This window comes from Mucilaginibacter gossypii (assembly GCF_900100945.1).
Lineage (GTDB): Bacteria > Bacteroidota > Bacteroidia > Sphingobacteriales > Sphingobacteriaceae > Mucilaginibacter > Mucilaginibacter gossypii.
In genome coordinates this window covers 474070-498618 of sequence record NZ_FNCG01000003.1, presented here as the reverse complement: position 1 = coordinate 498618, position 24549 = coordinate 474070, and the positions used below count along the sequence as shown (strand labels likewise).

General features: G+C 42.5%; 22 protein-coding genes and 1 tRNA gene. 11 read left to right on the top strand and 12 right to left on the bottom strand.

Features of this window, described 5'->3' with window-relative positions:
- Window positions 1-27 precede the first annotated feature (27 nt).
- From BLS28_RS08220 to BLS28_RS08210, 3 genes are all read left to right on the top strand, one after another.
- Window positions 28-372, top strand: a complete 345-nt coding sequence (locus BLS28_RS08220) for a DUF1259 domain-containing protein (RefSeq protein ID WP_256337377.1) — start codon at window positions 28-30, stop codon at window positions 370-372.
- Between the two features lie 63 nt (window positions 373-435).
- The gene (locus tag BLS28_RS08215; protein WP_091164479.1) at window positions 436-834 is read left to right on the top strand and encodes a hypothetical protein; all 399 of its coding nucleotides are present in this window, start codon (window positions 436-438) and stop codon (window positions 832-834) included.
- A gap of 49 nt (window positions 835-883) precedes the next feature.
- Window positions 884-3055 carry a TonB-dependent receptor gene (locus BLS28_RS08210; protein ID WP_091164477.1) on the top strand — a complete coding sequence of 724 codons (2172 nt, stop codon included), beginning with the start codon at window positions 884-886 and terminating at the stop codon, window positions 3053-3055.
- 153 nt (window positions 3056-3208) lie between these two features.
- On the opposite strand, the gene BLS28_RS08205 is transcribed toward BLS28_RS08210, so the two are convergent.
- The 4 genes from BLS28_RS08205 to ppk1 all read right to left on the bottom strand — a co-directional run bounded on the left by BLS28_RS08205 (window position 3209) and on the right by ppk1 (window position 10708).
- Window positions 3209-6601 carry an ABC transporter permease gene (locus BLS28_RS08205; RefSeq protein ID WP_143020715.1) on the bottom strand — a complete coding sequence of 1131 codons (3393 nt, stop codon included), beginning with the start codon at window positions 6599-6601 and terminating at the stop codon, window positions 3209-3211.
- A gap of 443 nt (window positions 6602-7044) precedes the next feature.
- Window positions 7045-7608: a UbiX family flavin prenyltransferase gene (locus tag BLS28_RS08195; RefSeq protein WP_176844406.1), complete on the bottom strand. Its 564-nt coding sequence runs from the start codon at window positions 7606-7608 to the stop codon at window positions 7045-7047.
- A 173-nt stretch (window positions 7609-7781) separates the two neighbouring features.
- Window positions 7782-8660, bottom strand: coding sequence for a Ppx/GppA phosphatase family protein (locus BLS28_RS08190; RefSeq protein WP_090525907.1), 879 nt, complete (start codon window positions 8658-8660; stop codon window positions 7782-7784).
- Between the two features lie 2 nt (window positions 8661-8662).
- On the bottom strand, window positions 8663-10708 hold the full coding sequence (ppk1, locus tag BLS28_RS08185; RefSeq protein ID WP_091164470.1) for a polyphosphate kinase 1: 2046 nt from the start codon (window positions 10706-10708) through the stop codon (window positions 8663-8665).
- A 193-nt stretch (window positions 10709-10901) separates the two neighbouring features.
- Between ppk1 and BLS28_RS08180 the strand changes: the two genes are divergently transcribed.
- Window positions 10902-11393 carry a YajQ family cyclic di-GMP-binding protein gene (locus BLS28_RS08180; protein ID WP_090525909.1) on the top strand — a complete coding sequence of 164 codons (492 nt, stop codon included), beginning with the start codon at window positions 10902-10904 and terminating at the stop codon, window positions 11391-11393.
- A 92-nt stretch (window positions 11394-11485) separates the two neighbouring features.
- Here the strand turns inward: BLS28_RS08180 and bioB are convergent, their stop codons facing one another.
- From bioB to ribD, 5 genes are all read right to left on the bottom strand, one after another.
- Window positions 11486-12493, bottom strand: a complete 1008-nt coding sequence (gene bioB, locus BLS28_RS08175) for a biotin synthase BioB (RefSeq protein WP_090525910.1) — start codon at window positions 12491-12493, stop codon at window positions 11486-11488.
- Window positions 12494-12711: 218 nt separating this feature from the next.
- Window positions 12712-14064 (bottom strand): magnesium transporter, encoded by a 1353-nt coding sequence (mgtE, locus tag BLS28_RS08170; RefSeq protein WP_090525911.1) that lies wholly within the window; start codon window positions 14062-14064, stop codon window positions 12712-12714.
- A gap of 88 nt (window positions 14065-14152) precedes the next feature.
- Window positions 14153-14767: an IMPACT family protein gene (locus BLS28_RS08165; RefSeq protein WP_091164463.1), complete on the bottom strand. Its 615-nt coding sequence runs from the start codon at window positions 14765-14767 to the stop codon at window positions 14153-14155.
- Window positions 14768-14776: 9 nt separating this feature from the next.
- Window positions 14777-15655 carry an EamA family transporter gene (locus tag BLS28_RS08160; protein ID WP_091164461.1) on the bottom strand — a complete coding sequence of 293 codons (879 nt, stop codon included), beginning with the start codon at window positions 15653-15655 and terminating at the stop codon, window positions 14777-14779.
- Window positions 15656-16711: a bifunctional diaminohydroxyphosphoribosylaminopyrimidine deaminase/5-amino-6-(5-phosphoribosylamino)uracil reductase RibD gene (gene ribD, locus BLS28_RS08155; protein WP_091164458.1), complete on the bottom strand. Its 1056-nt coding sequence runs from the start codon at window positions 16709-16711 to the stop codon at window positions 15656-15658.
- A 33-nt stretch (window positions 16712-16744) separates the two neighbouring features.
- On the opposite strand from ribD, the gene prmC reads away from it, so the two are divergent.
- Window positions 16745-17608, top strand: a complete 864-nt coding sequence (prmC, locus tag BLS28_RS08150) for a peptide chain release factor N(5)-glutamine methyltransferase (protein ID WP_176844405.1) — start codon at window positions 16745-16747, stop codon at window positions 17606-17608.
- 4 nt (window positions 17609-17612) lie between these two features.
- Here the strand turns inward: prmC and BLS28_RS08145 are convergent, their stop codons facing one another.
- The 3 genes from BLS28_RS08145 to BLS28_RS08135 all read right to left on the bottom strand — a co-directional run bounded on the left by BLS28_RS08145 (window position 17613) and on the right by BLS28_RS08135 (window position 20461).
- Window positions 17613-18722, bottom strand: coding sequence for a hypothetical protein (locus BLS28_RS08145; RefSeq protein WP_091164448.1), 1110 nt, complete (start codon window positions 18720-18722; stop codon window positions 17613-17615).
- The gene (locus BLS28_RS08140; RefSeq protein ID WP_091164444.1) at window positions 18722-19357 is read right to left on the bottom strand and encodes an ABC transporter ATP-binding protein; all 636 of its coding nucleotides are present in this window, start codon (window positions 19355-19357) and stop codon (window positions 18722-18724) included. The genes BLS28_RS08145 and BLS28_RS08140 overlap by 1 nt, the downstream gene beginning before the upstream one ends.
- A gap of 114 nt (window positions 19358-19471) precedes the next feature.
- Window positions 19472-20461 carry a D-alanine--D-alanine ligase gene (locus tag BLS28_RS08135; protein WP_091164440.1) on the bottom strand — a complete coding sequence of 330 codons (990 nt, stop codon included), beginning with the start codon at window positions 20459-20461 and terminating at the stop codon, window positions 19472-19474.
- A gap of 254 nt (window positions 20462-20715) precedes the next feature.
- Here BLS28_RS08135 and BLS28_RS08130 point away from each other — a divergent pair, with 254 nt between their 5' ends.
- The 6 genes from BLS28_RS08130 to BLS28_RS08105 all read left to right on the top strand — a co-directional run bounded on the left by BLS28_RS08130 (window position 20716) and on the right by BLS28_RS08105 (window position 24461).
- A complete protein-coding gene (locus BLS28_RS08130; RefSeq protein ID WP_090525919.1) occupies window positions 20716-21510 on the top strand; it encodes a PASTA domain-containing protein in 795 nt (264 codons plus the stop codon).
- Window positions 21488-21796, top strand: a complete 309-nt coding sequence (locus tag BLS28_RS08125; RefSeq protein ID WP_091164434.1) for a rhodanese-like domain-containing protein — start codon at window positions 21488-21490, stop codon at window positions 21794-21796. Before BLS28_RS08130 ends, BLS28_RS08125 begins: the two co-directional genes overlap by 23 nt.
- Before the next feature lie 55 nt (window positions 21797-21851).
- Window positions 21852-22877, top strand: a complete 1026-nt coding sequence (gene mltG, locus BLS28_RS08120) for an endolytic transglycosylase MltG (protein WP_256337376.1) — start codon at window positions 21852-21854, stop codon at window positions 22875-22877.
- The gene (locus tag BLS28_RS08115; RefSeq protein WP_091164427.1) at window positions 22877-23284 is read left to right on the top strand and encodes an acyl-CoA thioesterase; all 408 of its coding nucleotides are present in this window, start codon (window positions 22877-22879) and stop codon (window positions 23282-23284) included. Before mltG ends, BLS28_RS08115 begins: the two co-directional genes overlap by 1 nt.
- Before the next feature lie 11 nt (window positions 23285-23295).
- Window positions 23296-24276, top strand: a complete 981-nt coding sequence (locus BLS28_RS08110) for a YihY/virulence factor BrkB family protein (RefSeq protein ID WP_091164424.1) — start codon at window positions 23296-23298, stop codon at window positions 24274-24276.
- Window positions 24277-24374: 98 nt separating this feature from the next.
- A tRNA-Ser gene (locus BLS28_RS08105) sits at window positions 24375-24461 on the top strand.
- The last annotated feature ends 88 nt before the right edge of the window (window positions 24462-24549 follow it).

Here is a 24549-nt window from a genome sequence, read left to right as displayed (position 1 = left end):
TAAAACCAGGCATCGCGCCGATCTGAAGTGAAGGTAACGGGCGTAGAAATGGCGCCAAATATCGGCTTAAATACCTGGGCCTCGTTTACCGGCACGATGGAGCAGGCACATATCGCAGGTGCTGTGGCGATGCCGGAAACGGAAGTAAATAGCGTGATCCGAACCCTCCGCGCTAACAATATTGAGGTGGTGGCAATACATTATCACATGTCGGGTGATGAGCAGCACATGATCTTTTTACATCACCTGGTTAAAGGCCCAGCTTCGGAGTTAGCGAAGTGCTTTAAAGCAGCGTCAGGGAATTTAGGCAAGAAAAGCGTCAGTAGGGGTAATAAGAAAATGCAATGTATTGTCAATGATATTGAACCGTAAGCCAGCCAATCTGGCTTACGGTTTTTCAGTTTTCCTACAGAATTTATTAGTTAATTTACGCTCATGCTCAAAAGGATCGCGGCTTTTTGGATGATCGGATATTTGCTCTTTGGCAGCATTGCTTTGCCATTGGGGGATTTCTCGCTGCTTAACGAATTGCCGCGCATGTACCAGGCTTATGAAAAGGTGGTCACACCGGATGAAAAAGGCGTGCTGGATTTCATCGGTGATTACCTGCTGAACGGCAAAGATCTGTTAAACCATAACCAGCATGACCAGCCATCAAAACCCGGTGCGCTGCAATTCCAGGGCACGCCATCCTTTGCGGCCATTATTCAACCGGTTAGCCCGTTTTTGGCTGAACCTGTATCATTAGACTCCGTTACCACAGCTTCGTTACATCATAGCTCCGGTGCTTTGAGCTATTACCACCCTTCTTTATTTCGTCCGCCTTTAGCGTAAGAAAACCCTCATTTTCTTAATCATCAATTCTTACGTTTTAAGCTATTTCATGCGCTATTTACTTTTATGCGCCGTGCTGCTGACTTCAGTGGCCACACGTGCACAGCATACTTTATCTATTCTGGTCAAAGATGACCAGACCAAACAGTCCATAGCCGGTGTTACGGCTTATATCAACGAATTAAAAAGAGGCGCTGCTGCGGACAGCAGCGGGCACATTCAGTTCAACCTGCCCACCGGAAAATACGAGATCAAATTCAGTATGGTGGGTTATCTGCCGCAGGAAAAAACTTTCGTGTTACCACTCAAAAATATTGAGCCCGTTATAGAAGTTTACCTGGAGCCGATGGCAGGTGAATTGGCGGAGGTGGTGGTGCAAACCAACCGCACCAATCAGAACCGCAGTGATGTGCCCACCCGTATCGAAGCATTGCCTGCTGAAGAACTGGACGAAAAAAGCACCATGCGCCCCGGCGATATCAAAATGCTGTTGGGGGAGATCACGGGTGTACACGTACAAGCGACTTCGGCGGTAAGCGGCACAGCAAGTTTTCGCATCCAGGGGCTGGATAGTCGTTATACGCAGCTATTGCAGGATGGATTGCCAATGTACGATGGCTTTTCGGGTGGGTTAAGCTTGGTGCAGGTTTCGCCGCTTAACCTGAAGCAGGCCGAGATTATTAAAGGTTCGGCATCAACACTTTACGGTGGTGGGGCTATTGGCGGTTTAGTTAACCTGATCACCAAAACGCCAGCGGCTAAACCCGAATTGACCTTATTGCTTAACCAGAATTCAGCCAAAGGCACCGATGCCAGCGGTTTTTACAGCCAGCAATGGACACTCATTGGAACAACAATTTTTAGTTCTTATAACTATAATGGTGCTTACGATCCGGGTAATACAGGGCTCTCCGCGGTGCCTAAAACCAATCGCTTCACGCTTGCGCCAAAAGTATTCTTAAAGCCAGGCAACCGCGATCAACTTTGGTTTGGTGTTAACTTCATGCACGAAGATCGTTTAGGTGGCGATATGCAGGTCATCAACGGCCATGCGGATAATCAGCACCAATATTTCGAGCGTAACCTAAGCGACCGTCTTTCCACGCAGTTTTCCTACACGCATAAGCTTGACTCTAACAACCAACTGAACTTTAAAAGTACGGTTGGCTATTTTTATAGGACAATCGCTGAGCCGCAGTTTCTATTTAAGGGCGATCAATTATCATCTTATACCGAAGCTAACTATGTCCGTAATGGCAAAATTGCAAGCTGGGTAGCCGGTGCGGATGTTTGGACAGATCATTTGCCGCAACGAGACAGAAGTGTAGATCTGAGCTATAGCCACAACACTTACGGAATTTTTGCTCAAAACACCTTCAAGCCCACAAAATGGTTAGCTGTAGAAAGTGGCATTCGGCTTGACGAAAACTCGCCGTCATCTGCAAGCTCAAACGGGTTATTCCTTTTACCACGCGTTAACACGCTGTTCACGCTCGGTAAACATTGGAGTAGCCGTGTCGGCGGCGGTCTGGGCTATAAGATGCCAGATATTTTTAATGACGATGCCGAAGAACAGGGCTACCGGTATTTGCAGCCATTAAATATTGGCGCAACCAAAGCCGAACGTTCGGCCGGTGCTAACGCAGATGTAAATTATAAGGGCGCAGTAGGCGATGCTTTTTTGCAGGTTAATCACCTATTCTTCCTCACCAAAGTGAATGACCCTTTGATATTACAAAACAATGCCTTTATAAACGCTCCGGGTTACCTGATCAGCAAAGGGGCCGAAACCAATGTTAAGCTGTTGATGGATGAGTTAGGGATTTACCTCGGTTATACCTATACAAATGTACAACGCCATTTTAACGGGTTAAGCAGTGCTCAGGCATTAACACCCAAACACCAGTTAAACGCAGACCTGACCTACGAAGTGGAAAACAGTTTCCGGGCAGGCGTTGAGGGATTTTATACAGGTTCACAATTATTGGATGGTGGCACAACAGGGCGTGATTATTGGACTTTCGGACTGCTTGTGCAAAAGATGTGGAAGCATTTTGTAATTTTCATTAATGCCGAGAATCTTACTGATCAACGACAAAATAAATGGGGAACGATTTATGCTGGCTCGATTTCTAATCCCGTGTTCAAAAATATTTATGCGCCGTTGGACGGTAGAGTTATTAATGCCGGAGTTATAATAAAGCTGCTTAACAATAAATAAAAGAAACGCCCCCTCGGTAAGTTGTCAATTTTATTGGCAACTTTTTTATGATTAAACACCACTACCTTACCTGGCTAATAACTTTACAATACCTGTTACGACAGCCCTAATACCATGCATACACCAGCCCTTTGGCAAATAATACTTGAATCCTCACTCTGTACTCAAACTCTTCACCGGTTTACTTATGGCCGCTTTAATCGCCTGAAAACACACGGTAAGCAATGCCACAACAATGATTGCCATGCAACCTATGCCAAAAAACCACCATTCAATAGTTATCCTGTATGCATAGGCCTGCAACCATTTGTTCATTAAGCACCACGTAATTGGAGTTGAAATGAATAAAGCTAATACAACAAGCCTTAAAAAATCTTTTGAAATAAGGCCGATGATAACTGAAACGGATGCCCCCAGCACTTTGCGGATGCCGATCTCTTTGGTGCGATTGGCAACTGCAAGCGCTGAAAGCCCCAGCAGGCCCAGGCATCCCAGGAAGATAGCGATTCCACCAATCCAGCTAATAATATTTCCCAACCTGGTTTCTGCTTTAAAGAACCGGTTTATATCTTCGTCAAGAAAATTATATTCTAAAGGGTAATCGGGTACAATCTTTTTCCAAGCCGATTGTACTGCTGCCAAAGCCTTCGACGGATTACCCGGCTGCAGGCGAACATAAAACAAATTAAGACCTCCAGAGTTTCTGGCGAACTGATGAAACAAGACCGGTGCTACACGATCTGTAAGAGGCTCATAATTAAAATCACGAACCACGCCTATCACCGTAGGGTTTTTAAAGCCAAGCTTCCCATAGCCTTCCAATTGGCGACCAGTACTGTTTTCAGGCTTCCATCCTAATTCCCTCATCATAGATTCATTAATGATCACTGCGTTCACAGTATCCGAAGTAATTGCCGGGTTAAAATTTCTTCCTGCAACCAGTTGCATTCCCAATGTAGGTATGTAGTTGGCGTCGACGTGAAATTGCTTTGTATTAATAGACTTACCCTGGTAACTAAAATCTGTAAAACCGGTCCCCTCATGTTCACCTAGGCCGTTGTCGGCGCTGGCTAAAACCGAAACACCGGGATGGCCGGAAACTTCCTGTTTAAAAAGCTGGAATAGATGTTTAGTATCCGGAACGCCGAATGTTTGCACAACAAGTACATTCTCTTTACTAAAACCAGGATTTCTTGATTCCATGTAGTGTAACTGCTGCATGATGATTATAGCAGAAACAATCAGCACTGCGGAAAGTACAAACTGAAAAGTGACTAATGCTTTTGTGAAAAAATTCGCGCCGCCTAACTTAATTTTAGCCTTCAACGCGTCCACCGTATTAAAGCCTGACAATATTAACGCCGGGTAGCATCCTGAGAGCAGGGGAACAATCAGTATTAAGCCGGCAATAAGGCCGGTCAACTGTGGAAATTGCTTAAAAGAGAAACTCAGCTCCCTGCCTGACAATTGGTTGAAGTATGGCAAAAGCAGGTATACAAGTGCGAGGCCTATCAGCGTCGAAAAGACAGCAAGCAAAAATGATTCTGTTAAAAACTGAACTACTAAAGCCTTTTTGGTGCCGCCAATAACTTTGCGGACGCCTACCTCTTTTGCGCGGTTTGCTGAACGGCCTATGGAAAGCGTTGTAAAATTAATACAGGCGATTAATAATACACCGGCAGCGATACTTAGTAATATCCAAATCGATTTTGGATCGACAGGCGGGACCTTAATACCCATCAACGCCGGGCTTGTATGCACATCCCTGATTGGCACCAGGTTATACCCGCCTGATCCTGCATCTGGAAAATGCCTGTGCCAGAAATTTGCCAGCAACTTGTTGTTATTCGCCAGTTTGCTTCCGGGCTTTAGCTGAACCACGGTGACAAATATATTCATCCACCAGTCATGTGCGCCCATTTTCCCTGATTTTGTGTTACCAAAACAATCAAAGTTGGCAAGCATGCTGTATTGGAAGGAAGAATTAGATGGCGGATTTGCTGCTATAGCCGTAACTGTAAAAGTTTCAAACACATCGCCAATCTTTACCTGGAATGATTGACCAATGGCATTTGTTTTACCAAATAACCTATTAGCGGTTTCTTCGGTTAAAACCATGCTGTGCAAACCACTGATAGCCGATTTGGCATTCCCGTATTTAAATTTAAACGAAAACACATTGAAGAACGAGGAATCGGCATAAGCAATATTCTCCCGTCTCGCGTCATTTTTTATTTTTATAAATGTTTCATAAGGCTGAATATAACGGACATAATTCTCTACTCCCGGCAGTTCCTGTTTCATGGCAGGCCCCAGGGGCATAGGAGTATAAATGACTCCTGCAAGTGCCTTTACGTTTTCTTTCCCATTTTTGTCTAAAACAAGGTAAGTGTTAGCAGCATTTTTGTGAAACCCATCAAAACTAAATTCATTGATAGCATAAAGCATGAATAGGTTGAAACAGGCTATTCCAACAGACAAGCCAAATATGTTAATGAACGATAATGTCTTTTGCTTGGCCAGCGTGCGAAGCGCTATTTTTAAATAGTTTTTAAACATATAATTGCGGTTTAATATTACAGAAGCCCAATTGGGTGGGCTTCCTGAACGCAATATTACCGGCTGTAAGTGTGAGAGAATGGCCAACTTATCATTTGGCAACTCTTTTTTTAGGCTATTTTTATATTCCGCCGGGGTTTTGCCGGTCATCTCTTTGAAAACGCGGTTGAAGGTTCTCTGGGAGTTAAACCCCGACTCGTAGGCTATTCCCAGTAACGTGAGATGGGCGTGTGCGGGGTCCCTCATCTTCCGGGCAGTTTCACGAACCCTGAACTCATTAATAAAGTCGTTGAAGTTCTTGCCCATTCCCACATTAATGATCCGTGATAAATCGTGCGGATGGATATTCAACTTTATGGCCAGGGTGGTTAACGTTAATTCGGCATCCTCGTAAAAACGGTTTGAGGCTACAGCTTCCTTTAGTCTGCGGCTTTTTTCCCTTGCGATATATCTATCGGTTAGCGGCATGGCCATTTCTGTGCCATCATCTAATTTTAGCATCACTTCGGCCGCCACACCAATGAGTACAAAAGCAACGATAAAACTCAAAGCGTCGTTAAACAGCCATAACACGCAAAGCAACCCGAGCAAGTAAATGGTTTTTTCCAATGGGCGGAAGGTAAGCCGCGATCTATCCATTAGTGTTGGCTGCAAGCGTTTATAAAATTGCTGGATCAACCGGTGCGACATGTATAAATAAATAACAACAGATATTAGCACCAGCCATCCCGGTATCCAATATGTAACCAACATGGGGCAAAAATGAAGGAGATCATTTCGGTTAAATTTCAGGTTGGGAGATGTTAGTTGCCGTACATAAAGATACAACAACGGTCCCAGCGCCGGTAAAAAAAACGGCGAAAGCCCGCCAGTCTTCAGTACAATTACAGTTAAAGCGACACTTAAAAACAGATTAGCTCTTTGGCCTTGTCTTTTTGCGAAAGCTAAAAGCAATGCAAGCGTAAAACCCGAAAACAGGGTTGCCATGGCAGCCACATGGGATAAGTTAACATGGAATATATCCGGATTCAAATTATTTGATAAGTGTAAGGAGTGTCCCAAATTTACAATATTGCCCCATACAAATCATGGGATCATAAAAATGTTTTCCTGTAAGATAAACGAAAAAAACAAGTTACTTTTGTGGTAGTAGCGTGATTTTGTTTCGTCGTTTATGGTATTATCACGGATGAATGACCTAATAAAAAAAATCGCCTTACTTTCTAATGCGGCTTTATACCCCGTAATAGGGGCTGCCCCCTTTGGTAAGGATACCCTAACAAACTTAACTAACCGCATAAGAATTTACAGTGATAATAGAAATACCTTTGTAGTTTTCCATTAGACGGGCTACCCGTTAAAGTTCGGATATATTCCGGGTAATTAAAACGGCACGTAACCGCAATTGCTTAACAGAAACGATGTGGAATTCAGATCCCCTTCCACTCATAGCTTTTACTTTCCAGCCCTATTAAATCAATAACCCGGTTTACTACTGTCATAGCCAGCTCTTCTATAGTTTGGGGCTTGCTGTAATATGATGGAATCGCCGGACATATGATCCCACCTGCTTCCGTAACAGTTGCCATGTTACGGATATGGATCAGATTGAGCGGCGTGTCACGGGCTACCAATACCAGCTTACGGCGCTCTTTAAGGATCACGTCGGCCGCACGGGTGATCAAATCGTCAGAGATCCCTCCTGCTATCCTTCCAAGCGTCCCCATTGAGCATGGAACAATTATCATGGTATCAAACTTTGCCGAACCCGAAGCAAAGGGTGCCATGAAGTCATTTTTGGCGTAAAATTTAAAAGGGAACCGGCTGTATTCTTCGTTGCCGAGTTCAAACTTCCAAACATCTTTGGCATTATCTGACATAACAACGCCCACTTCGGCAATTTGATCCTGCAATTGAGTTAGTTTTTTTAGCAGCAGACTGGCATATATTGAGCCACTGGCGCCCGTAATAGCAACAACTATCTTTTTCTTCATAATTACTCCTTCAACAACCCAAACACACAAAAAGTTAGGGGCACAAAAAAGGGTCGAATAACTTGTACCCGACCCTACATCTACCTATGAAAAACATGCCCTTGAGAGGGCACTACAAATATAATAACACTTTTTAAATTATTAAACAATTTGTTAAAATAATTTTAACCTGTTTATTGAATATTTTTTTCTATTAAAGTTTGGATAATTCCGTCAACCATACCTACCCTGGGCACATATATGTTTTTAATGTTGGCATTTTTCATTACCGTAAGGTAAATTTCACAGGCAGGAATAATTACATCGGCCCTATCCTGGTTTAGGCCAAGTACGTTGATCCTGTCTTTTAATGAAAAAGAGCTCAGGTAGGTATATAGTGATCTTAGTTTAGCAAAAGTTAGCGGCATATCTTCTTTTTCTTCGGATAGCCTGAACAGTTTATTAATGTTGCCGCCGGTACCTATGCCTGATAATTGCTTAAAGTTACGGGTATTGTCGCGCACAAAATCCTTCATTTCGTTCCAGGTTTCTTCGGTGTCCTGGTTATCAAGAATGCGGATGGTGCCAATATTAAACGAACGCGAAACGATCAGCTCCCCTGCCGAAAACAGCGAAAGCTCTGTACTGCCGCCGCCTACGTCAATATAAAGGTAGTTTTTGCTTTTATCGATGTTTTGCTCGGCATGACTGGCATAAATGATACTGGCTTCTTTAGATCCATGTACAATTTCAATATCGATGTTAGCTTCATCCTTAATCAGCTTTACAACATCTTCTCCGTTTTTGGCTTCGCGCATGGCCGATGTTGCACAGGCTAAATAATCGGTAACCTTATATACATCCATCAGGTTACGAAAAGCAACCATTGATTTTACCAGCTCTGTCGTTTTTTTCTCAGATATATGCTGCTGGATAAAAGCATCGTCTCCCAAACGCAACGGAACACGGATCAAGGTGTTTTTTTTGAACGACACCGATCCGGTGTTTTGAATTATGTCGGCAATTAACAGCCTCACGGCGTTTGAACCTATATCAATAGCGGCGTATCTCAATGTTATTTCGTTTTATTTTTTAAATAATTATATATTTCAATTTGCGCCCGGTGGCTTTCGGGCGAGTTTGTTTTGTGGTATTTGTTGGTGTTCTGGCTGTTGATTTCACGTGCTTTGGTATTATCTTCAAGCTGGATATCAATAATATCCCTTATCTCCTGTTGTAGTTTTTCATCATATATCGGGAAGCCAACTTCAACACGGTTGTCAATATTTCGGGTCATGAAATCGGCCGATGTAAGGTAGATGAGCTCCTTGCCGCCATTGCAATAAATATGCACCCGGGCGTGTTCAAGATATTTATCTACAATACTAATCACCTCTATATTTTCGCTATAACCCTTCACACCGGCAATTAAGCAGCACATCCCCCTGATGATCATTTTGATCTTTACGCCTGCATTACTGGCCTGGTATAACTTGCTAATGAGATCTTCATCAGCAAGGCTGTTCATCTTCAGGATCATATATGCCTGTTTGCCGGCTTTGGCGTTTTTGATCTCGTTATCTATTAGCCTGTAAATGGCAGGCCGCGAGTCAATTGGCGACACGATGAGGCTTTTGAGCCCCTTAGGCAATAATCCCTTATTAATTGCTTTAAAAACATTTACCAGGTCATCGGTGATTTTTTTATTAGCTGTAAACAAGGTGTGATCGGCATAGATCTGCGCTGTTTTTTCATTAAAATTACCGGTTGAAAGGCAGGCATAATAAGCCAGCTTACCTTTTTCGGTACGGCTAACCAAACATATTTTCGAGTGCACCTTATAACCGGGTACACCGTACAATACTGTTACACCCTCCTCTTCAAGCCTGTTACTCCAGTGAATATTGTTTTGCTCATCAAAGCGGGCCCTTAACTCTACAAGGCAGTTTACCTTTTTGCCGTTTTTAGCGGCATTTATTAAAGCATGGACCACTCTTGAGTTTTCGGCCAAACGATATACTGCAATGCTAATCTCTTTTACCTTAGGGTCTATTGCGGCCTCGCGCAAAAAATGGATCACGTAATCATACGATTGATAAGGTGTACTTACCAGGTAATCCTTTTTGGCGATGAGCCCTATAAGGCTTTTACCGAATGAAAGGTCGGCCACAGGGAGTGCTATATATTTGCTATACTCAAGCTCCGGCCCACCAACGTTGGGGAACGAAATAAAATTTTTGAAATTATGGTACCTGTTACCCGGGATAAGACTTTCGCCATGCAGGCCCATTTTGCCTACCAGGTATTTCAGCATATCCATAGGCATCTCTGAGTCATACAACAAACGCATCGGTTTACCTTTTTTGCGCTTTTGAAGGCTCTTGGCCAATGAATCTACAAATTTTTCGCTCACCTCTTTATCCAGGTCAAGCTCCGCGTCGCGGGTAAGCTGGATGGAGTAAGCCTCTATGCTATCATGTTCAAAAATGAAAAAGATATCCTCCAAACTGTACCTGATAATATCATCAAGCAAAATAATGAATTTCAGGTTATTGGTATCGGGCAGTTTAACAAAACGCGAAAGGTTATCCGGAAACTCAATAAGGGCAAACCTTGTTTTTTTATTGGTGGTAAGCTTTACAAAAAAGTAAACGGCCCTGTCCCTAAGCTCAGGCAGCGGTAAGGTGTCATTAAGCATAATAGGCACCAATGTAGCCAACAGCTTCTCCCTGAAATAATTTTTAACGAAAGTACCTCGGGTTACGTTAAGCTGTTTATCATTCAGGATGAAGATCTTTTCTTCGGCCAGCTGTTTAACAATGATGTTTTCGTACAGGTTGTTGAATTTGCGTTCCTGCCTTACTACAATATTCTTGATCTGGTTAAGTATCTTTTTAGGATTATAACCAAGTATCTCTTTCGATTTTTCATTAAGTGCAGCTAAACGGCTTAGTGTGGCAACCCTCACCCTGTAAAATTCGTCGAGGTTAGATGAAAATATAGCTAAGAACCTAATCCGGTCTATCAGGGGAACGGTCGGGTCGGCCGCTTCCTGCAAAACCCTATCGTTAAAATATAGCCAGCTTATTTCTCTGTTAATTAAGGGAACCTGTTTATCCATAAAAATTTCTCGCTTTACAGCCAGATGTTACAAATCTGCTTATTTATTTGTTAACTTAATATTAACTCATGAGGAATTAACCTGTTTTCATTCATCATTATTTATTGCAGAAATTAAACAATTTGTTGCAATATTGCGCTGTATGTTTACAATACATTAGTTTTGCAAAACATTTATAACCAACACACTACTTATGCCTACATTTGATATAGTTAGTAAAATAGACGGGCAAACGCTTGATAACGCGATAAATACCGCCAAAAAAGAGATCCTGAACCGTTACGACTTTAACGATTCAAAAAGCACTATTGACCTTGATAAAAAAACAAACCAGGTTACCATAGTTACTGAAAACGATATGCGCCTTAAAGCCATACAAGACAGCATCATAAGCCGGATGGTTAAACAACATCTTGATCCCAAAGCGCTGGATTTTGGCAAAGAGCAATATGCATCGGGCAACATGATTCGCAAGGAAATCAAGATCAGGGAAGGCATAGATAAGGAAGCTGCTAAAAAAATAGTAAAGAAAATTAAAGATAGCGGCCTTAAAGTGCAAGCCTCTATCATGGACGATCAGGTGCGGGTGCAAGGAAAGAAGATTGACGACCTGCAATCTGTTATCAGCCTTTGCCGCGCGGAGGATTTTGGCCAGCCATTGCAATATATTAATATGAGAGACTAATAGAATCTCTGATATTAATGTAAAAGATCCTATTAAAACAAAAGGAGCCATGCATTTTGCTACGGCTCCTTTTGTTTTATCTGAAAGCGCTATTAGCCCGCAACTTCAACTTCTTCTTTATTAACTTCATTAGGCCGGCCATTTTTGAAAGCTTTACGCGGCGATAAACCAAGCAATTCAAACATAGCCATATCGGTATCAAATGATGGGTTTGGCGTGGTAAGCAGCTTTTCGCCGGCAAAAATTGAATTAGCTCCTGCCATAAAACAGAAAGCCTGTTCAACCGTACTCATCTCCGTACGACCGGCAGATAAACGCACTACGGTTTTAGGCATAATGATCCTTGTTGTGGCCACCATCCTAACCATATCCCAAACAGAAACACGGGGCTGATCGGCTAACGGAGTTCCTGCTACCGGCACTAAAGCATTAATAGGCACTGATTCGGGGTGTTTGGGCAGGTTCGACAATGTTTTGAGCATGGATACCCTGTCCTCTACCGTTTCACCCAAGCCAATGATGCCGCCGCTGCATACGGTGATCTTCGCTTTGCGCACATGTTCAAGCGTTTTAAGACGCTCATCATAGGTACGGGTGGTGATGATCCGTTTGTAATCTTCTTCGGATGTATCAAGGTTATGATTGTAGGCATATAAACCGGCATCGGCCAAACGTTGCGCCTGGCTTTCGGTAAGCATGCCAAGGGTACAGCACACTTCCATATCAAGGCTGTTCACCGCTTTAACCATATCAATTACCTTATCAAAATCGCGGTTATCACGAACCTCGCGCCAGGCCGCCCCCATACACAAACGTGATGCACCTCCGGCTTTTGCCTTTTCGGCAGCAGCAATTACTTCATCTTTCGGCATTATGGCATGTACATTTACACCCGTATTATAACGGGCAGCCTGCGGGCAGTAAGCACAATCTTCAGAACATCCGCCTGTTTTTATCGAGATCAAAGAACTGATTTGCACTTCTGCATAATCTTTATTCTCGCGGTGGATTGTAGCGGCCTTGTATACAAGATCAAGCAATGGTGTATGGTATATTTCGGCTATTTCTTCTTTAGTCCAGTTATGTCTAACTTCTGTCATCAGTTTCAGATTAAATTCGTCCCAACAATGTTATTGAGTTATTGTAAACACGCAAATATTCAAAGATTATTTATAAATATAACATTTTGACAGCCCTCAAAAAGAAACTGGCTATATAACAAGGTTTTAAATATTTGGCAGCTTAGTGCTTCCGGGGTTCGAAACTACGCTATCTCCTTATGAGTTGCTGTGGGGACAGGCATAACCGGCGGGATATATTACTTCAACAAAAGCTTGGTAGCCAACCAAAGCGGTAATAAAAACCCAATACAATCGGTAAAAGTAGTGATGATGATGGATGATGCTACTGCGGGGTCAATCCCTACCCTTTTCAATATCAACGGGATGGAAGCGCCTGTTAAGCCTGCTATGATCAGGTTGCCTGTCATGGCTAAGAACAATACCAGGCCAAGCAGCGGATTGGCATCGTAAAAGAACGCTACTATAAACACGATGAGCCCATTGGCGGCGCCGTTGATCAGGCCTACTAAAAACTCTTTTAATACGGTGTTATAGGCTTGTTTGTCGGAAAGATCGCTTAACGAAATACGCCTTACAGTTACCGCCAATGCCTGTGTGGCGGCATTGCCACCCATACCTGCTATAATGGTCATATAAGCCGAGATAATGGAAAGCTTGGCAACTGTCGAATCAAATGTTCGGATAATGGATGCAGCAAGGAATGCTGTGCCCAGGTTGATCACCAGCCATGGCAAACGGCTTTTTACTGCCTCCAGCCAGTTACCGCTCAATTCTTCATCTTCAGATACACCGGAGATCTTCAGGATGTCCTCGGTGTTTTCCTCTTCCATTACGTCTATAATATCATCCACCGTAACGCGTCCGAGCAGTTTCATGTGATCATCAACAACCGGGATACTAGTAAGGTTATATTGCTTGATGAGGCGGGCTACCTCTTCCTGGTCAAGCTCGGCTTTTACATAAACAAAATCGGTAGTTACCAAATCGCTGATGCGGGCATCGGCGCGGGCCTTGATAACTGTTTTAATGGAGAGAATCCCTTTCAGTATATCGTCATTATCAACTACGCAGATGGTATAAAACTCTTCCATCTCTTCCGATTGTCGGATGATCTCATCAAGCGCATCCTTTTTATCCAAGTTGATGTTTACCTTGATAATCTCGGAGTTCATCAAACCACCGGCAGTATCTTCGGCATAGGTCATCAATGCCCGGATGCTGCTGGCATCTTCATGATCGAGGTCTTCTAAGATCTCTTCCTGGTGTTCTTCATCCAACTGGGAAATGATGTCGGTAGCATCATCATAATCAAGCTCTTCAACTATCTCGGTACGTTTTTCAGGATCGAGGTTTACAAGCAATTCGGCAGGGCCATGCTCTTCGTCCATTTCGGATAAAACTTCCGAAGCGACGTCGGCCGGGAGGATATTGATGATCCTTTCTTTTTCTTCCTGCTGAAGTTTTTCAAATAGTATAGCAATCTCCGAGGCGTGATATTCCTTCAGAACATTCTCTAACTCAGCATCATCGGCTTCGAGCGCTGTTTTAATGCGGAGCAGGTCGGTTTTATCTAATTCAAAAGATTGCATACCCGACTAAATTAAAACAATTAGACCACAATTAAGGAATTAAATGGACACAAAAAGAGTGCCTAAAGTGGCTGTTGTAATGGAATAGTTAGATACTGTGGTTGTATTTAACCTGCGAACCGTTCACCTTGCTTAATTTAAAAAGCGCCTGCTCAACCTGCGTTTTTCGGATAGAAAGCTGGATACTGCAATCATTGTCAAATTGCTGATTAAGTACACCAAGGCCCTCTTCCTTAATGATCCGCATCACATCATTCATTTGCAAATAATCAAATGAGATAGTGTATACGTCATTTACCGTTTTTGAAATGATAACCGAGTGGTTTAATGCATCCTCTGTGGCTGCTTTATAAGCATTAATCAAACCCGGAACCCCTAATAAGGTGCCGCCGAAATATCGGACTACCACAACCAGGAGATTGGTAAGGTCTTTTGACAGCAGTGTATTCAGGATTGGTCGACCCGCAGTACCTGAAGGCTCACCGTCATCGTTAACCCTGAACACCGAACGGTCGATGGTTAAGCGCATAGCCCAGCAATGGTGATTGGCTTTGGGATGTTCTGATTTTAGTCGGGCAACTATTGCCTTGATATCATTTTCAGAACCGATGGGATAAGCATAGGCCAGGAACTTGCTGCCGCGGTCGCGAAAAACACCTTCGGCAGGGTTTTCTATGGTTTTATAAGTATCGTCAAAAAGCATTCAAAAATATTACAGGTGCAGGAAGCCCAATGTTTGCGGGAAATAAATAATGATAATAGCAAGCACCGCTATAGCTATGCCGATTTTATTAAGCAGGCTCAGTTTCTCTTTAAATACAAAGATGCCAACCAGCGTACCAACCACAATAACGCCAATATTTACCGACGAAAACACTGCCGAAGGGCTGTTCGCCAGCGCCTGGTGCGCCTTTAAGTAAAACAGGATATTGCCAAAGTTGGCTATCCCTAATACCCAGCCTATGAGGATATGCGGCAATGAAAATTTCATTTTTTTTGCGGATACCTGGTAAATCAAACCAGCAAGGGTTAATATAAACGCAATAATAAAGATGACAAAAATGGCTGTGGTAAAAGGCACATTATTTACCTTGGTAAGCTGTTTTAGCAATACATCAATTACGCCAAAACCGAGGAAAACAATTAACAGGTAAATCCATGATCCCTTTTCAACTTTATTACCGGCAGATTTTTGCCAGGGTATAGAGCAAATGATAGCAATGAAGGCCAGTATAATGCCAATTGCTTTAATTGTGCCGGTGGCTTCGCCAAATAAAACAAATGCTGCCAGTATGGGGATAAACAGGGATAAGCGTTGCGCTACGTCTGTACGAACAATACCGGCCTTGCGCACCGAGTTTGCCATGATTACAAATATAGCGGGAAACAGGATGCCCAGGGCCACGTAATTATAAACAGGCCCGTTTTGGATAATGCTCAGCTGTGGTTTAAAAAAGAACCAGGTGAGCAGAACAGCCATAGAGTAATTCCAGGTAATGGCCTGGTAAACGTCCACATGGTAGCGTTTTGCCAGTTTCAGCAAAATGGAAACGATAACACTACAGCAAATACTTAAAAAAACGAACAGCATTTATATAACCGGCTTATTGTATAACAATTGGAGGCGATCGGCGCCTACAGGATATTCATCGGCAAGTATACCTGTTATTTGCGGTGCTTTTAAGCCCTTGTTCAAAACTTTATCACCGGTAAATATCCGTGCCTCATCCCAAATGCCAGCCTCAATAAAAGCATCAAGTGTACGCGCGCCGCCTTCAATAATAACCGATTGGATATCCTGCAGGTATAACTGGTATAAAATATATTGAGGCACAAAGCGTTCAAAATCTTCCAGTGCTATATACCTGTTTTTGCCGTCAACATCAAACTTAAGCTCGTTAAATATTAACGTTTCGGCCGACTGATCAAATACATTCAACCCTTTATTTAGTTCCAGCCTTCGATCTATCACCACACGTTTGGGTGATGGGCCATCCCAGTAACGGGTATTTAATTGCGGGTTATCACTTAGTACCGTGTTTTTGCCTACCAGTATAGCATCTTCTTCACTACGCCACTTGTGCACTAGCTTGCGTGATTCGGGGCCGGTGATCCAGAACTGGCTGCCATCAGCCGGAGCAAAAAAGCCATCCTGTGTTTGTGCCCATTTTAATATAATATATGGCCTGTGCTTTTGTACCTTGGTAAAAAAGCGACGATTAAGCCATTGACATTCCTGTTCTAATACGCCGGTTACTACTTGAATGCCGGCAGCCTGCAATTTTTCAATACCTTTTCCGTCGACCTGAGCAAATGGGTCGCGGCAACCAACAATCACTTCAGGGATTTGATGTTTGATGATCAGATCGGCGCAGGGCGGCGTTTTACCATAGTGCGCACAAGGCTCTAATGAAACATATATAATCGAGTTTTTCAGCAGTTGGGCATAGTTATCAAACCTTTGCGTAACCTGTTCAATAGCGTTAACTTCGGCATGGGCCTGGCCGTATTTCTGATGATAGCCCTCTCCTATTATTTTGCCATCATGAACTACTACCGCGCCAACCATAGGGTTCGGACTAACGTATCCTGCACCCAATTGAGCAAGCTCCAAACAACGGCGCATATATTTTTCATGTTCAAGCATGCTGCAAAAGTAGCTTTTATGTTACTTTGTTGCATGATTACGATTAAGGATGTTTTTGAAGATTACAGGCAGCAGATAAATGGCATTTATGATACTAATGAAACCGAAGCTATTACGCTGTTTGTTATTGCCGAAGTTACCGGTTTATCAAGGGCATCTGTTAAGGCATTCCCCGAAAGAGCGTTAACTGCTGAACAGTCGGAACAGGCGAAAAACATCCTTGCCGAACTAAAAACAGGCAGACCCATTCAATACATTTTTGGTATCACCGAGTTTTTTGGCTTGCCATTTAAAGTAAACCCATATGTGCTGATCCCGCGCCCGGAAACTGAGGAACTGGTGGAATGGATTTTAGAAGGCGAAAGGTTAAAGGCAAAAGGTGAAAGGTTTTCTGTGCTGGATATCGGTACCGGTAGCGGGTGTATCGCCATCAGCCTGAAAAAGAATTTGGCAAATGCGGATGTTTCTGCGATAGATATATCCGAAGGAGCTTTGGAAACCGCCAAAGAAAATGCTTTATTAAATGAAGTTGAGGTTAATTTTATTCTGGCTGATATTTTAAATATTGAGCATAATAAAGAAGAGGCTCAATATAATATCATTGTAAGCAACCCTCCTTATGTTACGCTTGATGATAAAAAGCAGATGCATAGTAATGTTACAGATTTTGAGCCACATACTGCTTTGTTTGTACCAGAACATGATCCGCTGATATTTTACCGGGCCATAGCCGATTTTTCACTCAGTAATTTGATTGCCGGCGGCTTGCTTTTCTTCGAGATCAATGAAAATTTAGGCAATGAAACTGTTGAGCTATTAACTGGTAAAGGATTTAAAAACATTGAGTTAAGAAAAGATATGAGCGGCAGGGACAGGATGGTGAAAGCGCAGCTTTAAAAGGTTACAACTTATCGCTTGCCACGCCCTCAAACTTGTAATAGTTACTGTAAAACAGCCAGTAAGCAATACCAAAGTTTAAAGGAACCAGCACCCAAAGTAGCTTGAACATAATGATCCAGAACAATACAATAAATAACCCCAGGATCCATTGCAAGTACTTATCCATATTAAGGCCAAACCAGTAAAGCAGGCAATGAAACAGCATCGCGGTGCTTAAGCCAACAAACAGCAGTTCAATAGCCATTAGCAAGTTAAATCTGCTGAACAGCCAGATACTTTCGGGGATGAGTAGAATGAAATAGACGCCTATAAAATTTAGAAATAGCTGTGGCCTGCTATAAGGCAAATTGCGGGAAAAGCAAAGGCCGTTCTCTTCAAATTTCCTTTCCTCAAATATCAATACAATATGTGCCGTTATAACAGCAAGGATTGCTATACCGGCAACACGGACATCAGTTTTTACATCAGCAAACACGTAAAACACCCCAGTGATGATAAGCCAGGAAAGCGCCTTGGTAATGAGGTATGGAACCTTGCGCTTATCTAACAGGTGGTAAACGTAAAGGCTGAAATAAGGTTTACGCCATTTGCTGCTTAGTTTTAATAATATAGATTGATCATTGCCATCAACAAGTCCGTTAATTTGCTTTGTATAAATAACTGCACTTAAATAAGTTAAGGCGGTTAAATACAGTAAAATGCAAACCGGAAATAAATAATAATGATTGGAAAAACCCACCCCCACAGCGATAACTGCGTACAATATTACCGGCGATAATACAGCGGCCTGTACCCAAAACCAGCTTATTATTTGTTTCCCTTTGCTCAGGGCATTGCTGCTATAAAATAAAAAATGTTGACTGGGGGCAAAGATTTGCCCGGATACGTAATGCCAGCTTTTAACGGCATAAATAAACCAGCTTATAAACACCAGGATCATTACAACCGAACTGCTGTCCATAGCCAGCATCAGTGCTTTGTGATAGCCTATTAAATATTGGGGAGGCACTACGCCAACCATTGCCAAAAATATAAATAGCAAAATCCCGGCATGCACCCGGAAAAAACCGTTTGCAAAAATCTTTAACAATACATTGGTTAGCGATTTCATCAACTGATAAACTTTAACGTTTGATCTTCGACGAGAAGTTCACCTGATACGGGTAATGAGCCATTCTCAAGTATCTGGTGCGATGACAGTAAAAAGCCGGTTCCCTCCTGCTCGTACCTTTCCCTTATCCAACTATTTAATGTTGCTAACGAGGCCGTATCAATAGTGATCAAAGGTTCATCGAGCAGGATCAATTTGGGCTTGCCCAAAAAGGCAAGTAGCAGGGAAAGCTTTTTCATCATACCGCTGCTGTAAGTGCCAACCGGGCGGTCGACAAAACTTTGTATTCCCATACTTTTAATGTACCTATCTTCCTGTCCTGCCGGGGCGTCTTTAGCATCAGCAAACAGCCTGACCATTTCAGTACCTGTTAAAAAATCTGGAAACACCGGCTCGGCTTCAGCAAAATTAACCAGCTTACGGTAAGCCACCGGTTGTTTTTTTATGCTGATATTATCACCAAGCAATATGTCGCCATTAAACGCCAGGATGCCGGCAATGGATTTTAGCAGGGTGCTTTTGCCAGATCCGTTTACTCCTTTTATCCAGTAAATGCCGCCCTCCAATTGCAGGCTCTCAATTTTTAAAGCAGGGTAATTACCGTATGATTTTATAAAGTTTTGAAATTGCAGCATCGTTGCTTTGATAACAAAATGAATTTGTTGTTACACTAAAAGAGACGCATCAAAGGCGCCTCTTAAAATATGAATTCAAAATAAAATCCGAAATCGAAATCCTCAATTCCGAAATTATAACGTGGCTCCCTCAATAAGCGCGCTATAAAATTCGCCAACATCCATACCTGCAGCCCTCACCTGTTGCGGAATCAAACTGGCGGCAGACTGGCCTGGTGTGGTGTTGATCTCAATAAAATAAAAATCATTACTGCCTTCAAGCAAAATAAAGTCGATCCTGGCCATGCCGCGGCAGTTGAGGCGGGTATACACCTCGGTAACTATGCCAGCAATTTCTTTAACCTTTTCAGCCGAAAGGTCGGCCGGAGTTATTTCTTGTGTTACACCAGAAGTATATTTCGCCTCGTAATCAAAAAAATCTTTTGAGGTTATAATTTCTGTAGCAGGTAATACCTTTATTTTACCGTGCAGGCGTGCTATACCAATACTGAACTCGCGGCCTTTAATAAATTCTTCTACTAACACCTGAGCATCTTCCTGAAATGCCCTGTTCAATGCTTCTGGCAGGCCGGCTATGTTTTGAACCTTGCTCATACCCACGCTGCTGCCACCATTATTAGGTTTAACAAACAACGGAAATTTCAAATTAGCTGCTATGGTGGCAACGTCATGCACATCGCGCTCAAATAAACGCATGGAATGTGCGGTATGCAAGCCATGGATCCCGTTCACGATAGCTTTGGTATAAGCCTTGTTCATGGTAATGGCCGATGTTGTGGCATCGCAGGTATTATAAGGGATGCCAAGCATATCAAAATAGCCCTGCAGCTTTCCATCCTCGCCGGGGCTGCCATGAATGGTGATGAAGGCAAAGTCGAACTTTATTTTTTCCTGATTAAGGGTGATGGTAAAATCATTCTTGTCAACATCAACTGTTGCATCATCTGCTTCAAAAAACCATCTGTCGCGGGTAATTAATATAGTATAAACCTTATAGTTGCTGTTTGATGCCAGGTTAGCCGCAATATTTTTTGCACTGTTAAGGGATACTTCATATTCGCCGGTAAAGCCTCCGGCCAAAAGGGCAATATTTTTAAGACTCATTTTATTTCGGATTTCGGATGTTCGATTTCGAATTTATTTCCAGGAGCAACGAAAGCGACCTGATTTCGAAGTCGAAATTAGAATAAATATCATTGCAAATAATACTAAAGTTTAAATTTTGAGTCTAAAACTCCTGAAATTCTATAATAATTAATTCCGAAATCGAACATCCGAAATCCGACATCCTAACACCCATATCCAAAATAATTCCTATGTTTGATACTTAATTAAAAAGGATACCCTTACATATACTGATGAGCAAATTTGGGGCTTACTTAAAATCAAAATCATTCCGGAATAACTTATTAATGGCTATTGTAACCGTGATAGCCGTTGTTTTAATAGCTTTTTTTAGCCTTGGTTATTATACCCGTCATGGTTCGGGCATACCCGTACCAAAGCTTAAAGGTCTTTCCATTGATAAAGCTATGGATATTTTAAAAGAGCAGGGATTTGGCTATAAAATAGATTCTGTGTATGTACAGGACGTGGCCCCTGGTACTATCGTTGAACAAGACCCGGATCCCGGGACCAACGTTAAAGAAAGCCGGGTAATTTACCTTACCATGGTAACCCTGCAGGCACCAAATGTAGCTTTGCCCGATCTTGAACAAAGCAATTATCGCGAAGCTATAGCTACCATATCAAATTATGGCTTAAAACTGGGCGATACAACGTACCGTTCGGATATTGCCCGCGACCGGATCCTGGAGGTACGTTTTGGCGGACAAGTGATAAAACCAGGTACCAAGATCCCCAAAGGCTCAAGAATAGATTTGGTTTTGGGCGATGGTGAGGGTGCAAGCGAAGTGGAAATACCGGAACTTGTAAACCTTGACCTTGATGCCGCCCGATTTGCTATAAAAGGCGCCGGCTTAACCGTTGGGATCATTACTTACCAGGGGACTATTACCGATTCCACCAATGTGGTTGTTGTTTCGCAGTACCCGATGAAGACCGATTCGTTAAGCAAAACAAGTATTGGCACGCGTATAAATCTTACTGTTTCACAAGGCACCAAAACCGATGCAGCTCCACCGGCAAATTAAAGCTTCCGAACTGCTTGAGCGCTTAAGCAAGGGTGAAAGCCTTAACCTGCTCGACGTGCGCGAGGTTATTGAATTCCATACTTATAATATAGGTGGTGATAATATACCACTTTCAAATTTGGAGAATACGCTTAACAGTTTACCCTACAACAAAACAGATGAGATAATCGTTATGTGCAAAGTTGGTTTAAGGAGCGAAACTGCACAAAACATATTGGAGCGGCATGGCTATAACAACGTGCGTAATTTAAGCGGCGGATTAGTTGCCGTTCAAAAATTAAAATAAATACAACAAACACCATCTATTCAATATCATGACCGCGGAAAAACAAGGATCAGGCATGCTGAAAAAAATTATTATAGCGCTGGTAATCATTATCGTTGTGCTTTTAGGCTTTACAGGTTTCAATTATTACCTCAAATACTTTGGCCCCAACGTTACGGATAAACAGGAGTACTTATACATTCACACCGGCGCTACTTTTGGCGATGTTTTTAAAACCATACAAGATGAGGGCACAGTGAAAGATACTGCTTCATTTGGCTGGGCCGCCCGTAATATGAATTATATTACCCGTGTAAAACCAGGTAAATATCGCCTGCATGAAGGTATGGGGAACCGCAAGCTCATCAATATGCTGGCCTCAGGTACACAAGAGCCTGTTAGAGTTGAATTTCACGGATTGCGGCTTAAAGAACAGTTTGCGGGATTTATCTCGAAAAAGATTGAACCGGATTCAATGGCGATTATCCGGCTGCTTGATTCGGCGAGTTTTGTAAGTAAATATGGTTTTACTACCGATAACGTTTATACCGTGATCATGCCCGACTCATACCAGATGTACTGGAATACGAGCCCGGAAAAGTTCTTCAAACGAATGTACGACCACTATCAGGCTTTTTGGACACCTGAACGTAAACAACTGGCTGCTGCAATAAACTTAACCCCACAAGAAGTATCTGTCCTGGCATCAATAGTTGATGCTGAAGCGCTGCATGATGATGAAATGCCCGCCGTAGCAGGTTTATACCTTAATCGTCTTAAAAAAGGAATGAAACTGGAGGCCGACCCTACCGTGATCTTTGCACTGAACGACTTTACTATAAAACGCGTGCTTACCCGCTACCTTTCATATAACTCGCCATATAATACTTACCTGCATACAGGTTTGCCCCCAGGTCCTATCATGATGCCATCGGTTAACGCGGTGAAAGCAGTGTTAAACTATCAAAAGAGCGATTACATTTACATGTGTGCTAAAGCCGATTTTTCAGGCTATCATGCATTTGCAACTAACGTGGCCGACCACCTGGTGAACGCGCATAAATTTCAGCAAGCCCTTAACGAGCGTAACATCCGAAGGTAATGTTTGAGCACACTACTAAAATACGGGTGCGCTATGGCGAAACCGACCAGATGGGCTATATGTATTACGGTAACTATGCCGAATTTTATGAAGTAGGCCGTGTGGAGATGCTTCGCAGTCTTGGCCTTACTTATAAAGGCATGGAAGAATCGGGCATTATGATGCCTGTGCTCGAGCTTCAATGCAAATACCTAAAGCCTGCTTTATATGACGAGGAGATCAGCATCAGGGTGATCATGGATAAGCTGCCAGGCATCCGCATCCATTTCAGGTACGAACTTACAAACCCCAAAGGCGAACTTATTAATACCGGCGAAACGCTGCTCGTATTCATTAACATGAAAACCAATCGCCCATGCCTGCCACCACAGGATTTTACCGATAGATTAATGACCTTTTTTAAGTAAATTTGGTATAAATGAAATGGCTGCACCGCTTTTTAATCCGGTTTACGTTTTACAGGTACATCATCGAGTGGACGAAGTCTGTCATCATTCCGGGTTTCAGGCCGTTGCCACTATACACCGTTATTGATTTTTTTGTAAAGGAAATCACCAATAACTCGCTTATTAACCGGGCCTATGCACTAGCCTATAGTTTTATGCTCGCCGTTTTTCCGGCTACTATTTTTTTGTTCACGCTTATCCCCTACGTGCCCATAAAACATTTTAAAGGCAACCTGATGATGGTGCTGGCCTCTGTAATGCCTACAAATGCCTATATGGCGTTCAGAGAAACCCTTTTTGATATTGTAAGCAATCAAAACGGCAAGCTCCTTTCATTCGGTTTCCTAACAACCTTGTATTTTGCAACTAACGGGGTTATTAATCTTATGAAGGCCTTTAATAAATCCTCATTAATTGAGGATAAGCGGAGCTGGCTCAAAAGGCGCCTGGTAGCAACAGGAATCACCGTAGCTATAAGCTTCGCGTTATTACTAGCCATTTCCATACTCATCCTGGGGCAATCCATTATCCGGTTCATCCAGTCGCATGTGGCCTCCGAAAATCACTTCTGGGTTTACCCGGTGATGCTTTTCAGGTGGATAATTATTGTAGTAATTATTTTTGTGACCATAGGCTGTTTATACCGCTACGCTCCTGCACATAAAAAGAAATGGAATTTTATTAACCCTGGCTCCATACTGGCTACGGCACTGGCAGTTTTAACTTCACTGGGCTTTTCCTATTATATCAACAATTTCTCGTCGTACAATAAAGTTTACGGATCCATTGGTACGCTCATCGTTGTGATGATCTGGATGTATATAAACTCATTAATTTTGATAATCGGGTTCGAATTAAATGCGTCCGTAGAGCTTTCCAAGCGTACAATCCGTATTGTAAAACCCAGATTTAACACTTTTCGGGCAAAAAAGACCGACCAGTCAAAAAATTAACTTATTATTAATCAATAGATTATATAGATTATTTAATTAAATCAAAAAAAGTGAAATTGAAATTTGGCAATTCGCCCCGGATTTGTACTTTTGTCCCCGGAGAGTTGGCAGAGTGGTCGATTGCGGCAGTCTTGAAAACTGTTGAACTGTGAAAGGTTCCTGGGGTTCGAATCCCTAACTCTCCGCTGATTTTAATATCAAAGTATTTAGAAGCCTGCAAATCAAATGATTTGCAGGCTTTTTGTTTTTATATCAAATGCTCAAAATTACCAT